Genomic DNA, 15546 nt, shown 5'->3' on the forward strand with positions numbered 1-15546 from the left:
TTGTACTAAAAAAGGTTACGTTAAGTAGCCTTTTTTAGTGGATTAATTCCTATAATGATTGCCCTTCTTCAACTCCCTTTAATGAACGAAAGCCTTTCATCATCTGTATTGCTATGAAGACATAGCGAAGCGACGCTTTTTTTATAGAGCTAAAGGGGCAGGATGGCGGAGGGAAATGATGGTATGATATGGTATGTAGACTAAGGAGGTTGTTATATGAGTTATAAGAACACACTTATTACCATTTCAGAGGATTCAAAGGTTTCTTCAGCAAAGGTCCCTGTCATCAAAAACGAAAAACCCACCATTGCTTATATCGAGCATGATTTAATTAACAATAACCCCTATAAATTTACACAAGAAGACGTCCAATTCAAAACATATTTAATCAAAAATCAAATGGAAGCGGAAAATGCAGCTGAACTTCGAGAACAGTTCTTTTCAAAATCCAAGGCTTGTTTCAGGGCTTCTCCTTTAGTGAAAAATTATGGTTGGGGAATTCATTATAATAATCAAGGGAAAATTGCGATATATGATGTTAACAGTGAAATGTATAACCTGTTGCTTAAGCAAGATGACATTACAAAACTTAAAGGCATGCGCTCCAAAAGAAAATAGATGCAGGATCGTTCAAAACGTAGTGACTGGAACTGTAAAGCGATGAAGATGACGAAACGGAAACATGTTTGAAGCTAAGAAGGTATAGTCATTTTTAATCATTTTAATAATCAGTTTATTCTGATATCATAAAAGGGATAAAATGGGAGGAGGAAATAACATAAAAAACTTATTTTCAATCTTAAGTATATTTGTGTTAGTTCTGGTAGGTGGAATGGTATTAGGTAATTCTTCTGCACAAGCAAGTGTTCCTCAGTATTCTTTTCAAACAGAAGATGGAAAATGGGATGGTGAAATTGGAAATCCTAACAGAGGTAGTGACTTACAGGTAGAACTGGTTTCCCCAATCTATTTAAAGACTTCTTCTGGAAGTAAGTTGTTGACTAACTATAGCAACATATGGTCCCGTCTCTGCAATGCCAGTACTGGAAAGTGCACAGGCTATCATAGCTTAGCTGGTGGAAAGACATTATTCACAGATATGATAATTGGTAAATTTTATGTAGATGTTAAAGATGGATACTCTTCCGGAAGAGTATCTGGAAAACTGCAAATTGTTTTCAAATAACATGTAATACTAGCTACCACTCTTAATGGGTAGCTTTTTGTCATGAAAAAAAATTCAGATCGGACAGAAGGGCTTTTGTGGATTGTTTGGTGGGAATATACAAAAAGGTACACTTTAAACTGAGTGCACCTTTTTGTTTTATGAATTATATATTTCTCTGTTCATATTCACGATATCTTTATTTGCGAGGGAGGTGAAGTTAGAAGCTGATAACTTCTCTATAACCTTATCCCGTAGGAATGGGGCTTTTTCTTTATTTGCTTTTTCCAATGCTTTTGTTAGTTCTTCTTTTGTTAGTTCTGTGCAGTATGCAGGAGTTCCCGGCTGTTGTCTCCACGAATCACTTAAAGAACCACTATCCACTGTGTCGAAGCCTAGCTGGTTTACTACGTTCATGATTATTTGTTTTTGTGATACGTCATTACCAGCAATCGCCATGGCAATGCGTCCACTAGTACCTTCGGGGGTTCCCTCATTTTCTAAAGTATGGGCTAACAAGTTGTTGAAAGCTTTGATGATAGGTTTACCTAATTGATTGGAAACCCAATCACTTTCAACCATCCCGTTCTCAATTTCTGCAATTTTTTGGTCTCTGCTAGGGTAATAATTTGAAGTATCTACGACGATTACTTCCTCCCCAACTTGCTCGATAATGTTCCGAATGCTTGGCAGTGCTGTTAAAGGGAGAGATATTATAAGAACTTCAATATTGGTAATTACATCTTCTATAAGGACAGGTGTTCCAGCAAGCTCTTTTCCTTCTAAATGTTCAATTCCTCGTGCATCTGCAACTTTTACATCATGTCCATTCTTAACTAATTTTTTAGAAATGATCGACCCGATTGTTCCAGCACCTATAATTCCAAATTTCATCATTTCTCCTCCTAAAGAATTTGTATATCAAAGAGTTGTTCTGCTTAAAGTTAACAATGATATTTTTATCTGAATCAATATCACCACTTTATCAATCCGTAAACATATCTCATTAGATATTAAAAATATTGAGTGTTTTTATTACATATACTAGAATATAACCAATTCTCATTCTTTTAAAGAAGGCAATAAAAATTGCCATAGTACATTTTTTTGTACCTAACAGTAGAAAGCAGGTGAATGGATGTCTAGGATATGTAAGGATGGATTTGACAAAAAGTGTATAAAGGAACAGAGAGAAGTATATGGCATTGCCTATACCCAAAACATACTATCTGGACGTTGGAAATATCTCATTCTTTGGTTTATAAAGTCCAAAGAGCGCCGTTATAGTGAAATCAAAGCTTTTTTAGGGGATATTTCACAAGGTTCCCTTACAAAGCAACTTCGAGAACTAGAAACAGCTGGTTTAATTAATCGCAAAATTTATCCAGAGGTTCCTCCTCGTGTTGAGTATTCATTATCCTCAAAAGGGGAAGAACTCATTCCTATTATTGATTTAATGGAAGAATTCGGGAAGAAGTTTGGGGAGCAGGTAGACTAACCAAAGCTAACACATCCATCGTTTACCCCAGAATTCAAAAACTAAATGGTAGATAAAGTAAAAGTTGCGGGAAGGAAAACGTTCTAACGCAGCTTTTTCTTTTACGATAAAAATTTGACTAAAAGTAATCAGGAGCTGATCAGAAGCTCTTTTTCTTATGGCACTAACGGGGCAGGATATTGAAGAGTGCTCTTTGCCTTTCTTCAACAAGAAGGATATTTTCTGTTTTTCGAGAATTAGAAGGTAAGAATACAGGATATTACAAAATAACAGGAATAAAAGGAGGTATGAAATATGAAGATCCACAGAATAGATCATGTAGGTGTAATTGTAAATGATCTCTCTGCTGCTAAAGAGTTTTTTCTCGATTTTGGACTTGAAGTGCAAGGGGAATGGGAAATGGAGGGAGAGTTGATGGATCGGATGAGTGGGCTTAATGACGTTAAAGTAGCATGTGTAGGATTGGGGAAGCCAGACGGTCAGGCATGGATAGAGCTAATTAAATTTTATACGCCGTCAGATGAAAAAGATGGTCAGCAACCTTTTGCAAATACCCTGGGTATCCGGCATATTGCATTTGCTGTTGAAGATATTGAAGCTCTTGTTGCCAAATTGAAAAAGAAAGGTACGGAAATCTTTAGTGAGATACAACAATATGAAGATAGTTATAAGTTATGCTACTGCCGTGGACCAGAGGGAATTATTTTAGAGTTGGCGGAGAAAATCAAATAAATTAAGGGTAATTAATGGTTGTGTTGGGCTTATAAAATCATGCATAAATGGTAAAAAACGAATTGATGCCAAACTCCCTATCTGGATATATTATTTTTGATTACTGGATAGAAAAGCCACCCTCAAAAAGATGAAGATGACATTGAAACAGCCAAAAAACAAAGAGAAAAAGCGATGCAAGACTTGGCAGATCACCCGGAATTGTTTCAATTTGCAACTGAAATTGAATGAATAAATAAGGACTTCTTTATTGCAAAGGGGTTCTTTTTCTTGTTCATTTCTCTTGTTGAACTATGGGGGCAGGTCAGTTTAGTTCAGTAAGGGTTATGGAATGGTCTGTTACTAGCAAATTATTTCCCCGAATCAATTCACGCTATATACACTTACAATAACTAATTCGAAAGCTAGCACCATTACTTCGTAGTCAAAACGGTTCGGCTCCTTTAACATAAAACAATTACGCTAAAAGTGAATAAGTATATTATTTACTTTCTTTGTTGACCATAGTTAAGAGTGTTAACAGTATTAAAATTTAGGAGGGCCCTGCATTTATGAAGGCTGTAACTTATCAAGGACCAAATCATGTACAGGTTAACCAAGTAGAGGATGCAAAATTAGAAAAAAAAGACGATATTATAGTTAAGATTACTTCTACTGCTATTTGTGGATCTGATTTGCATTTATATCAAGGTAACATGCCATTACCCCCAGGATATATTATTGGCCACGAACCAATGGGTATTGTAGAAGAAGTTGGACCTGAAGTGACAAAAGTAAAAAAGGGAGACCGTGTTGTCGTTCCCTTTAATGTTTCATGCGGACATTGCTTTTATTGCCAACATGAAATGGAAAGCCAATGCGATAACTCAAACCCTCATTATGATTCTGGCGGATACTTTGGTTATACTGAGAAGTTCGGTAACCATCCAGGTGGTCAGGCTGAATATTTAAAAGTCCCTTTTGGAAACTTCACTCCCTTTGTTATCCCCGAGTCATGCGAATTGGAGGATGAGTCTCTGCTCTTTTTATCGGATGTTCTGCCAACAGCTTATTGGAGTGTGAAAAATGCAGGTGTAAAATCAGGCGATACAGTTATTGTTCTTGGATGCGGACCTGTTGGGTTAATGGTACAAAAATTTGCCTGGATGGAAGGTGCAAAGCGGGTAATAGCAGTTGATTACTTGGATTACCGAATCAATCATGCGAAAAAGATGAACAATCTTGGATTACCGAATCAATCATGCGAAAAAGATGAACAATGTTGAGGTATTTGAGTTCACAAAATACCCTGATATGGGGGAACATTTAAAAGAGATCACACATGGTGGGGCAGATGTCGTCATCGATTGTGTAGGTATGGATGGAAAGAAATCACCCCTAGAGTTTCTGGAACAAAAATTCAAACTGCAGGGCGGAACCCTTGGACCTATTCAAATTTCTACTAAAGCTGTCCGAAAGTATGGGACAGTGCAAATGACTGGTGTTTACGGAGGTAACTATAATCTATTTCCATTAGGTGCATTTTGGGTTAGAAATATTAATCTTAGAATAGGACAGGCTCCAGTCATTCATTTTATGCCAGAATTGTTTAAAAAAATAACAAATAACGAATTTGACCCAAGAGAAATTATCACACACAAAATGTCCCTTGAAGAAGCAAGTCATGGTTATCGAATTTTTAATAATCGTGAGGATGAATGTATAAAAGTCGTTTTAAAACCGTAATACTCTTCTCTTACCAAAAGGCTGTTTTCACATACTTTGTTGCTATTTACCAGGTAGTGAGTTGTGGTTGATTTCCCCTCCAGATGCTCGCTTTCCGCGGGGCGGGCGGTGAGCCTCCTCGACGTAAACGCCTGTGGGGTCTCGCCTGTCCCGCTGCTCCCGCAGGAGTCTCGCACTTACGCTCCAATCAACCTTAAATAGTTTCGTTTTAAAAACATCAATCTTTACGAAAAGAGCCTTCCAAAAAGACTTCATACTGTGTATGGAAGTCTTTTTTTTGTAAAATTTTTTATGGAAAGGCGAAAAGTGGAAGTCTGAGTCCTATCTTTGACATTGGCAGGAATCATTCATCATTAAGTATATCAATCTTTAACTAGGTGCAAATAAGGTAGGTTGCTGCTGCAACTCAACTAACGGGGCAGTTTAGTTGAACAATCGTCATTAGCCTGGTTCAACATTCGGGCCATTTAATGGAGTAAGAGGTTGGATATTACTTCACTTTTTTATGTAGCTAACATTGTTCTAAAGTAGCCGAAAAAGTTGATTTACCAGCTATGTATAAAATCCTACATAAAAAAGTTCCTTTTACTCCTTGACTCCAAAATTTAACCTATATCACGACTTAATTAGTTATGATGCAGTTAATTATTCTTTCTTTATTGTTGATTTATTTAACAATACCATGTTGGATAATCTCCACATCTACCTTTGATTTGAATTTAACATCTTTAAAATAGTTTGTCTTATTTTTTTCTTTCCAGGTATCATGATGAAAAGCGATCAGTCTTCTTCCAATACCAAACGCATCACAGTTGGCTACTTGTAGTTTTTTAATTACTTCTTCAGCATTATTAGTAAAGGTATTTGATAATTTATTGTTTAGTTGATCAACTTTATTAGGTACATTCCCTATAGGATATTCTTCTACTATTACTTTTAAATGTAAGTTTAAATTTACTAAAACTTCTCCTCTGTCATTCACAGAAACATTTAACTTCCGTTTAATATGATCGACATTCAGAGAAATAAAATTATTCATGTTTAATTCTTTATTTCCATTTACATATGTTGTGAAACGCGCATATTTACTTTGCTTATTATTTAGTAAAAGAAATAGAGTGGATTCTTCTTGGGATAGAGTTCCTGATAATTTCCTTTCATCAAATAATGCTACACCTGCCACATCTATAGTAGTACCATTACGACCCATCTTTAATAAGGGAAGGACAATATCTTCACCTGGATCAAGTAACTCTGAAGCCAGAGTCTGGATGCTTTCTTCAGGAATGATTGTATTTGTTTCAGTACTTCGGATTAGATATAAGATGTTTTGACTAATGTTTGATTCTACTCTAGGTGGAATACTGAGTGTATCAAATGCTTTTCCTTTTACAACTGCTAATTTAGCACTTAAGGAACTTCGGGGATCGCGCCAAATTACATCTAAAGAAGGATAAATGTCACCTTTTGCAAATTGTTCACCGAATAATACAAGTTTATTTTTCGAAGAATCTAAATTACCGGGTATCTCTGTATTTAATTTCATGCGTCCTTCTCTTGGAGTATTTGCCACTGTAGATAAATTTTCACTATTAATAGCTTCAGTTTCTTGTCCTGAATCCGTTGGGTTTCTATATATATTTGGTATTGCAAATCCTAATGAAAATTCCCCTTCATCAGTCTGATCAAAAGTTATAGTCTGTATTAAAGTAGCATCTTTCATTAAATTTTGATCCCAGCATCCTGTTGTTAACAATAAACATATACTAATCATAAATAACCTTTTGATTTTCATACATTATAATCTCCATGTCTTTTATTAGGAAGGAAAAATGAAAGCAAAAATAAACATAATGGTATGATCACTATAAAGCTAAAATGTGCAGGTTCCATAAGCTTATTAAATTTTTCAAGGTCAGTTTCATGGTCGGGAAGAAGAGCAATAATAAAAATAAACCCGGCAGTGTATGGGAGAAATGCAGCATGATTGGCACGTTCAAAAAGGTATTTAAGGCCCTGTGAAGAAAGAAAAAGCCAGGTAGCAATAGATGTAGCAACAGATATGATCCAGATAGATAAGAAAAATAAATCGATTCGTTCGATGATTTGAAAGGAATAGGCTTTGATCATATACAATAAAGGCTGTGGAGTAAGATATAGATCTTCCCTAGTTTCGAAAAAGACCAGACTAGCAAACACCAGATATGTATAAAATAAAGTTACGAAAAGATGGGCAGATGAAATCGCAATTAGTTTACGGGTATTAGATGCTTTTACAAAAGGGTAGAGAAAAAGCATAAACTCAAACCCTAACATCGAAAATGTTGCTTCTTTAGAACCCTTTATCATATTTGATATGCCGGATTGACCAATTGGCAATAGATATAGAAAATTAGCATCTTTTAGCGAATATGTAATTAGACCAAATAGAATAATTAACATGGGAGTAACGAGTACATAAAAACGAGCCATGCTTCGTAAATTATCTTTTACAAGATATACGCAAACCCCTAACATTAATAAAATTAATATCCAGTTTGGCGTCCTTTGTAAAATCCATATATCGATGATTTGACTAAAACGGGATAAAACTAAACTGCCTGTAACAACAAAGTACAGGATGTAACATAAAATGATGGCCTTTCCTAGCCTTTTCCCTAGTACATGAGGGATGATTTCATAAATTGTTAAAGATGGAAATCTTCTGCAAAGCCCCCATAAGACCAAAATAATGGCTTGTACGATTAGGCCTGCAATTAAAGTAGATATCCACCCATCATTCTTAGAAATTAACGAGACATCATGAGGTAATGATAAAATTCCAACTCCGATTTGAGATTGAATGATCATAAAAAAAAGCTGTGTTTTTGAAATACTACTTTCTTTTGTTATCATTGGATTTCCATCCCCTTGAAAGTTTTTGTTGTTTAATGTGTTTAGGATGTGAATCTAAAGGTCGTGTATTCAATTTCCAAATTGGAAGACGCAAAAAAGTATCCTTGATGTCTTTTATTCTAAGTGGAGCAAGTGGAGCAAAGTAGGGTGTACCAAATGACTCTAACTTGCATAAATGAGCTAAAAGCACAATAAAACCAAAGACTATTCCAACGAATCCAAATGAGGCAGCCAGAAACATAAACGGAAAACGTAACAATCGAACAGCGTCGCTCATTCCGTGTGATGGAACACAAAAAGAAGAAATAGCAGTTAAGGCAACAACGACAATCATTGTAGTCGAGATAAGCCCTGCTTGAACGATGGCGTCCCCAATAACAAGGCCTCCAACTATCCCAATTGTTTGGCCAATTCTTGAGGGAAGACGTATTCCAGCTTCGCGAATCAACTCAATGGTTAATTCCATCAGCAATGCTTCGATTAATGGAGGAAAAGGAATTTTATTAATAGAACTTCCGACAGGGTTTACAAGTTCGTCAGGCAGCACTTCAAAGTGAAATGCAATAACAGCAATATAAAAAGCTGGCAATAGAATCGAGATCAAAAAACTTGCATGTCGAATTGAACGGATAAACGTACCAATCATCCATCGAGAATTATAATCGTCAGGTGATTGATAAAAAGCAAAAAATGTAACCGGCAAAAGTAAAGCAGTTGGGTTTCCATCCATGAAGACAGCAACTCTGCCTTCATTTAAATGTCCAATTACACGATCTACTCTTTCAGTATTTAATAATTGAGGAAAAGGTGATATTGTAGAATCTTCTATTAATTCCTCCAAGAATCCAATATTTAAAACGTTATCCATCGAAATGGATTTTAATCTGCGTTCAAATTCATAGATTACTTCTTCATTTGCAAGATTATTTAAATACACAAGTGCTATTTTTGATTTAACTTGTATTCCGACTGGGAAATATTTCATCCGCAGATTAGGACTTTTCATTGTTTTTCTAAGTAAATGAAGGTTCGTTAAAAGGTTTTCAATAAATCCATCATGAGAACCCTGAACAATCTTTTCGTTTTCTGGTTCTGTAACAGAACGGTCCTTAGACATAGAGACATCAACCAAAAAAAGCTTATCATAACCATCTAAACTCAAAACACAAGAGCCTTTTAAAAGTGCATCCTCGACCTGATTGAAAACTGTTGAAGCCTGAAAATTAGTATTAAGCATATTTTGAATTGTTTCTGAATTCGATAGTAAACAAGGTTTCAAAGCGTCTCTTTGTATTTTTTCCTTATCTACCATAGTTTCGAGATAGATAAGTACACCTCGTACTGTTTCCGTTTTGAATTCCTTTACAACTAAATCTTCTGTGTTAGAAAAGATTTGTTTTATTGTGGAGATATTTTCATTAACTTTAGAGAAAACTTCTTTAGAGGGTTGAGGTATTTGCTTTGAAGGAAGATAGTCATTATTTACCTTGTTATATTTTAATAAATGTTTGATGAACTTCATTAAAGTTAAGCTCCTATATTTATTTATAGGATATTTTCTCCAATAATTATTAATGTATGTACCAAATAATAATATTGAATGGATTTTGATACGATTCCTTGCCTAAACCTTATTGTTTAATTAAGAGCACGGACAGTCTTGTTATTGAATTAAATAGGGTTTGCGTAAAATAATTCTTAAAACCTCATAATAAGATTAAAATTTATAAGGAGTAAGTAAAAGCGCTTTAATTGTAGAAGCACAAGCGTAGGAAAAATCTGCCTTTTACCTCGGAATTTCTCTTAGCGTATGTTTTCCCCGTTTTGTTGGTAGGACCCCTTAATGCACTATTTATTTCAACTCTACAATAAATCTTAATGAACTACCGGGTGCGTTAGCAGAAGATAGGAGCTGTCTTTAAGTCAGCTTTTTCTTCTTGAACTATCGAGGCAGGATAGTTCAAAAAGAATTAACACAAGAAGGATGTCAATGAAGACAATCTTCTTGTGTCAATTTTTTTTTAGAATAAGGGATTTCCAATTGGAATATTATGTTAAAGTTAAAGCGGACAGAGCAGTTTTTAGGGTATTGATGGTGAGCGAAATGGGGTAAATGATTATCTTCGAGAAAAGTCCTATGATTCATTAAAACTAAAACAGTTTAAATGATAATTCTTAAGGGGTGTTTATTTATAGTTATAAATAGAAATAAACATGAGAGTTTAATTGGGAGCGCTCTGTTCATTGTAGAGGTAGAGATTTACGAACTCACTGGTCAGGCTGCCGAGGTGACCTCATGACAGAAATGAAAAAGCAGCCAATTTCACATTTGATGAAGAAGCGTAGATTTTGGGGTTATGGTGCCGCTATAGCGGTAATGCCTTATCTGTTAATCAAAATAGCCTGGACGTTCGGTCTCTTCATGCCGACCGAACAAATGGGCGACCCAAGTTGGCGCACTGCAAACGCAGTAACAATGGTTCTAGCTGCAGTTGGTATCCTGTTAGCATTGGCGTTTAGCATGACATGGGGTGAGCGACTGCCCGCCTGGTTGGTTGCCTTGCCCGTCTGGGTAGGTACTGGTTTACTTATTCCCATGCTGTTGCTGGCACCTGTGCTTGGTCCTGCTGCTATGATACGCGATCAGAAGGCAGGTGCTGCTAACGTTTGGGTATATGAGCAGATCTTCGTAATGGTCTCACTGGTTGGAGTCGGCATCTGCCTACCTTTCGCCTTAGCTGGATACGCTAAAGCGCGTTGGCCAGAGGCATTTGCTGATCCAATCGACATTGAATTACTCCCGGGCAACAGCCAGAAACTGCATATCACCTTGGCTAGGCTTGTCGCGGCTGGCTGTATCCTGCTTGGATTTATTAAGCTATTCTGGGCGGTTGGCGGAACTATTGGCATCAACCCAGCCATGTTGGATAACCGCGATTTATGGTGGCACCTATTGTCGTTGAGTACCGGTGTGTGGGCCTTCGCGGGGGCGTGGGGTTTGTTGGTATTGACCACTCGCCGCGGGTCGAAGCGGTTCCTCCCTCCTATGGCAGCAGCATGGATCTCGTCGGGAATGCTGTTCTCTTATAACCTCTTTAACCGCTTGGCCGCCACTCGCCCCGATGCACCACCTGCTCTAGAGAACCCGCTTGCATATGTACTAACCACCGAGTTAGGTAGCGTCTTGGGAGTGATGATGGGAATAATCATCCTGATGGTACTGCACGACCGCCGGAGAGCAATGCGTAGTTTTAGAAGTAATTAACGTTCCTAATATTGAATTATATATTTATAAAAAGAAAATAAATTAAATGAAAAGGCCCCAAAGGCGTAACGAACAACCCGAAAGAGCAGCTTTTGACACGGAAGCGGTGTTTATTCATGTTAATAAATTTTTTGAAGCACCAGAAGCATCCGAGGGTTTAAATATTTTAGAGTTTAGTGGAAAAGAATAACAAGGAGTTCAACACAGCGTTAAATGAGATGATTCGTGTGTAAAGAGTACCTTCTGTTCTTGGAGGTACTCTTTATGATATAAAATGAAGTGTGAGTAAGAAAAGTTTTAATGTATATATGTTAAAATCGATGTAACTTTGTGAAGTGGTACTAGCTGTATAAGATCTTTTTACTTTATAATTATTACCAGGAAAAAACGCCACTCTTTATAAAGTGAAAATGGACTTTTTTTAACATATTTATTCTATCAAAATAAATATGGTTAAATATTTAAGTTTTTGTTTAACTTGATCTTACTATATAATGCAATAACTGGTTTATTTTTAATTTCCCAATCTTCAGTACGTATCATAGGGATATGGTATTCCCTTTCCATTTCGGTCATTAACTCAATCAATAGATGGCTTCTCATAGGCTCTTTTACTAAAAGAATGACTTCTTGATATTCTTCTTCTATTTTGGCTAATGTTTTCATACTATTGTCCCCTCCATAGTACTATGGAAATTATACCTCTCCCTATAGTATGTTTAATCTTCTCCAATCAAGCACCGCCCTAGTCTTACTATGTCGTCGCTTGCAAAGGATGTTCGTAATTAATAAAGAACCTCACAAAAAAAACATTCCTCACTTATGTATATATAAGGGGATAAGGTAATGGTGCAAAATCCATATGAGATGCTGCTTGTTCAAATTAATAGAAAGAGAGAAGAAATGATCCTCCTTGGAAATCTGCATGGACTAACGTCCCCGGAAACAATTAATGAAAGTCATCAGGTAGATCGTCTTCTTAATTATCTGTTATTTGAAAAGGCACCTTTAGTAATTTTAATGAAAAAAAAGGATAAACTAGTTAGTCGCCTACTCTATTTGATTGAGAGTACTAAGCCCTTCTAGTAGCGCTAAGGAATCATCGGCTTTTATTTTTATTGGTTAAGAGGGCGCAGTGAATGTAAACTTGACACTTTCTTCATATCAAAGGTGTATTCATTAAAGCATGTAATCACAATAAAGTTGCCAAAATGTAGATACTGGAAAACGTCATTTTTTCCGTTCAGTAGACGTGAAAGGACCATTTGCTTTGAGCTTAAACATGGCAACTACCCTTAATTTCTTAGAATGAAAAAGCCGGCTTTCCTCTAATAAAGGATTGCGGGCTTTTTACTAAAGGAAATTCCTTGGAGTATCTACCATATCATAGCTTGTTTACAGTTTAGTTAATGAAAAATAACAGTTTGATAACAGAGACTTAAACCAAAAAATGTCCATATTTTAGAGATTTATTGCAATTATCTTGGAGTTTTGCACCAGAACTGAATTAACAAATGATTAAATAATTATTACGGAGTTTTATTGTTAATCTCAATGTGTTTTTTCAGTTCATTAGAAACTGTATGAAGCTTTTCATTATCAGGTATATAATAGTAAGTACCCTTTATTTTTTTACCTCTTCCTTCAATTTTGTGCTGCTCTATATTTTTCCGAGCATCTTTATAATTTGATTGAATCTCCCACATATCATTGAAAGTCAAGTTCGTTTTTACGTTATTTTCAACGACTTTAACCATCTCGCCAAATTTCGTGATAGAGGATATGTTTGCGCCTTTTTGTATTATAGCTTCAATTACTTGACGTTGTCGTATTTGCCGGCCGAAGTCCCCTCGCGGATCTTTACTTCTCATCCGAGAATACCTCAGTGCTCTTTCACCATCCAACTGGAGACGACCTTTTGGGTAGTGCACATTGTAATAAGTGAAATCTAAATCATTATTTACTTCCACTCCTCCTACTGTATCAACAATTTCTTTAAAACTTTTCATATTTACCTTCACAAAATAATCAACAGGAACATCTAAGAGATTTTCCACAGAACGAATGGTCATCTCAGTGCCGCCGATTGCATAAGCGTGGTTAATCTTGTCTGTCTTCCAGCTCCCTTTTATCTTTGTGTACGTATCGCGAGGAATGCTTACCATGTGCATCGATTCGGAGTGTGGGTTAAGCGTTAATAAGATCAATGAATCGGACCGCCCACGTTTTTGACCTGCTGGATTATCAATCCCCATTAGCAAAATAGTTATTGGATCACCTTCTTTGAAGTTGATTTCTTCCAATCGTTTTTCAGATTTATCACGATCGATATTTTCTTCAATATTTGCTACTGTTGACGTTACCATGTGCCATAAATAATATGTGTAACTGCCTGACCCTATAATTAATACACAAATTATTGTTAAAATCATTAGTAGAACTTTTTTTCTCTTTCTAGCACCCATTTTGCACCTCACATTAAAAGCTATTAAAATTGAGCATTTTCACAGTTTTTTGTTACTTGTTAAGTTATAAAAAACATTTTGAAAATAATCATGACTATGCTGCAGGTTTAGAATCTGGTTTAGAATCAGTTTGATAATTTCGGCCAGTTCGAGCAACTTTGTTCCATTTTTTGTTGAAGAAATAAGAAATACTTCCATACAATACGATGTACATCGTTACAAATCGATAGACATAAATATCAAAGATGATGGCAAATAGTAAGCGGGATGCATCCTTCTTTTGGAACGAAAACCCGTAATACTTACCCATTCCAATTGCCACCAAGTCATACGCTATTCCAAATAAAAAAATGTAAAGGAAATAAAATAATATGTAATGAACATAGGAAGATGGAGGGTTTAAGATCCCATTTAGCACAACTATACCTGTCATCACATAAGGAGCGATGGTGCCTACTAGAAATGACTCGAATATGTAAAAGAAAGAGACGGATTTAGTAAATAAAGTTTTCCCCAAAAAGGACCGGAAATGGATAAAGCAATCAATAAATGCTTTTTGCCAGCGTACGCGCTGCTTGATTAAATCCTTCCAGGTTTCAGGCAATTCGGTATAACAAATAGCTTCCGGTATAAAAATAATTTTCTTGTTTTTATGTTTCGATATGTGCCTATGGATGCGCAGCGTGATGTCAATGTCTTCTCCTATTGTTGATCGGTAACCACCCACATCTAGAAGCACTTGTTTTTTGAAAATACCAAATGCCCCCGATATGATTGCTAGAGCATGAAAGCGTGAAAGAGACATCTTTGTAATATAGAATGCTTTTAGGAAATCCAAAGTTTGAACTCGTATTAGCATGTTTGCATGGAGTAAAGACAAGCGATTTAAAGGTTTAGCTGTTTTAGTTTGCAAAACATGCACCATTCCGCCGGCTGCAACGACATCCTCATCCTCAAAAGTATCGTTAACAACTGATAAGGCCTGATTTGTCAGGATGGTGTCGGCATCTAATGTGACCACTATACTTTGACTTGAATATTCAATCCCTGCATTTAAGGAATCAGCTTTTCCGCCATTCAATTTATCTATGACGTAAATATTAGGGTACAGCTCGGACTGATAAAATCCCTCAACTTTTTTATGAGACAGTCTTTTGAGCGGAGATTTTGAACACGGTCGTAACTTTAGAAATTTATTCAAAAGGATCATTGTGGAGTCCGTTGAACCGTCATTGATATAAATGACCTCAAATTGAGAATAAGATAATGATTTCATGCTCTTAATCGAAGTTTCTATAATTCCCTGTTCGTTGTAACATGGGACTAAGATGCTAATTCCCTTATCTATTTTAAGGTTTTGTTTGAGCCCTTCGTTTTGTTCACGAAACCAAGGTAAGCAATGGAATAAATGAAGCACAGGAAACACAATACATAAAAATAACAAAAATTCGACAAAAATATCCAAAAAAACACTCCTTTATTGACATAAGTAAAGAAAAAATAACCCCACTTTACTAATAATATTTGCATAAAAAATATTTTATTACGAGGGTACGATGGCAAAAGAATACCAAATGCCCACGAATTTTGACGTAATTTGAGGAGATGTGTCGAAAAAAATGGGAAAATTTTCTCCGGATAATTAGGTTGCCCTACACACAATGAGGCTTTTTTTTAGATAATAAGACTGTATTGTTTTGTCACTATAGTGTGCTATGATTTTCTCGACGATGATTTTCCGTCCTCCTTTTATGGAGGGCGTTTTAATTTTTTCTTGAAAAAAGGGTTGCCTATCATCCGC

13 protein-coding genes and 1 pseudogene are annotated in these 15546 nt (G+C 36.0%); 7 read left to right on the plus strand and 7 right to left on the minus strand.

What is annotated here, in order from left to right:
* The first annotated feature begins 216 nt into the window (after nucleotides 1–216).
* Nucleotides 217–618 carry a DUF6157 family protein gene (locus tag ACFX4H_RS15290; protein ID WP_377435752.1) on the plus strand — a complete coding sequence of 134 codons (402 nt, stop codon included), beginning with the start codon at nucleotides 217–219 and terminating at the stop codon, nucleotides 616–618.
* Between the two features lie 142 nt (nucleotides 619–760).
* The gene (locus ACFX4H_RS15295; RefSeq protein WP_377435753.1) at nucleotides 761–1186 is read left to right on the plus strand and encodes a hypothetical protein; all 426 of its coding nucleotides are present in this window, start codon (nucleotides 761–763) and stop codon (nucleotides 1184–1186) included.
* 138 nt (nucleotides 1187–1324) lie between these two features.
* Here the strand turns inward: ACFX4H_RS15295 and ACFX4H_RS15300 are convergent, their stop codons facing one another.
* Nucleotides 1325–2059, minus strand: a complete 735-nt coding sequence (locus tag ACFX4H_RS15300) for an NADPH-dependent F420 reductase (protein WP_377435818.1) — start codon at nucleotides 2057–2059, stop codon at nucleotides 1325–1327.
* Nucleotides 2060–2303: 244 nt separating this feature from the next.
* On the opposite strand from ACFX4H_RS15300, the gene ACFX4H_RS15305 reads away from it, so the two are divergent.
* The 3 genes and pseudogenes from ACFX4H_RS15305 (at nucleotide 2304) to ACFX4H_RS15315 (ending at nucleotide 5120) form a co-directional block, all read left to right on the plus strand.
* Nucleotides 2304–2663: a winged helix-turn-helix transcriptional regulator gene (locus ACFX4H_RS15305; protein ID WP_034304541.1), complete on the plus strand. Its 360-nt coding sequence runs from the start codon at nucleotides 2304–2306 to the stop codon at nucleotides 2661–2663.
* A gap of 294 nt (nucleotides 2664–2957) precedes the next feature.
* Complete coding sequence (locus ACFX4H_RS15310; protein ID WP_377435754.1) at nucleotides 2958–3395, plus strand: VOC family protein; 438 nt, start codon at nucleotides 2958–2960, stop codon at nucleotides 3393–3395.
* Between the two features lie 551 nt (nucleotides 3396–3946).
* A pseudogene (locus ACFX4H_RS15315) lies at nucleotides 3947–5120 on the plus strand (zinc-dependent alcohol dehydrogenase).
* Between the two features lie 667 nt (nucleotides 5121–5787).
* Here the strand turns inward: ACFX4H_RS15315 and ACFX4H_RS15320 are convergent.
* Genes ACFX4H_RS15320 through ACFX4H_RS15330 form a run of 3 tightly spaced genes read right to left on the minus strand, consistent with a single transcriptional unit; the run spans nucleotide 5788 to nucleotide 9537 of the window.
* Nucleotides 5788–6915: a Ger(x)C family spore germination protein gene (locus tag ACFX4H_RS15320; protein WP_377435755.1), complete on the minus strand. Its 1128-nt coding sequence runs from the start codon at nucleotides 6913–6915 to the stop codon at nucleotides 5788–5790.
* Nucleotides 6912–8015 carry a GerAB/ArcD/ProY family transporter gene (locus tag ACFX4H_RS15325; RefSeq protein WP_377435756.1) on the minus strand — a complete coding sequence of 368 codons (1104 nt, stop codon included), beginning with the start codon at nucleotides 8013–8015 and terminating at the stop codon, nucleotides 6912–6914. Before ACFX4H_RS15325 ends, ACFX4H_RS15320 begins: the two co-directional genes overlap by 4 nt.
* Nucleotides 7996–9537, minus strand: a complete 1542-nt coding sequence (locus ACFX4H_RS15330; RefSeq protein ID WP_377435757.1) for a spore germination protein — start codon at nucleotides 9535–9537, stop codon at nucleotides 7996–7998. The genes ACFX4H_RS15325 and ACFX4H_RS15330 overlap by 20 nt, the downstream gene beginning before the upstream one ends.
* 774 nt (nucleotides 9538–10311) lie before the next feature.
* Between ACFX4H_RS15330 and ACFX4H_RS15335 the strand changes: the two genes are divergently transcribed.
* A complete protein-coding gene (locus tag ACFX4H_RS15335; protein WP_249598900.1) occupies nucleotides 10312–11280 on the plus strand; it encodes a hypothetical protein in 969 nt (322 codons plus the stop codon).
* Nucleotides 11281–11733: 453 nt separating this feature from the next.
* Here the strand turns inward: ACFX4H_RS15335 and ACFX4H_RS15340 are convergent, their stop codons facing one another.
* A complete protein-coding gene (locus tag ACFX4H_RS15340; protein WP_249598901.1) occupies nucleotides 11734–11946 on the minus strand; it encodes a hypothetical protein in 213 nt (70 codons plus the stop codon).
* A 201-nt stretch (nucleotides 11947–12147) separates the two neighbouring features.
* Between ACFX4H_RS15340 and ACFX4H_RS15345 the strand changes: the two genes are divergently transcribed.
* On the plus strand, nucleotides 12148–12366 hold the full coding sequence (locus ACFX4H_RS15345) for an aspartyl-phosphate phosphatase Spo0E family protein (protein ID WP_283780733.1): 219 nt from the start codon (nucleotides 12148–12150) through the stop codon (nucleotides 12364–12366).
* Nucleotides 12367–12809: 443 nt separating this feature from the next.
* On the opposite strand, the gene tagU is transcribed toward ACFX4H_RS15345, so the two are convergent.
* Complete coding sequence (gene tagU / locus ACFX4H_RS15350; RefSeq protein WP_249598902.1) at nucleotides 12810–13745, minus strand: polyisoprenyl-teichoic acid--peptidoglycan teichoic acid transferase TagU; 936 nt, start codon at nucleotides 13743–13745, stop codon at nucleotides 12810–12812.
* Between the two features lie 94 nt (nucleotides 13746–13839).
* Nucleotides 13840–15210, minus strand: a complete 1371-nt coding sequence (locus ACFX4H_RS15355; RefSeq protein ID WP_249598903.1) for a glycosyltransferase family 2 protein — start codon at nucleotides 15208–15210, stop codon at nucleotides 13840–13842.
* Between the last annotated feature and the right edge of the window lie 336 nt (nucleotides 15211–15546).

Origin of the sequence: Peribacillus sp. YIM B13477 (assembly GCF_042787955.1) — a bacterium.
Taxonomy (GTDB): domain Bacteria; phylum Bacillota; class Bacilli; order Bacillales; family DSM-1321; genus Peribacillus; species Peribacillus frigoritolerans.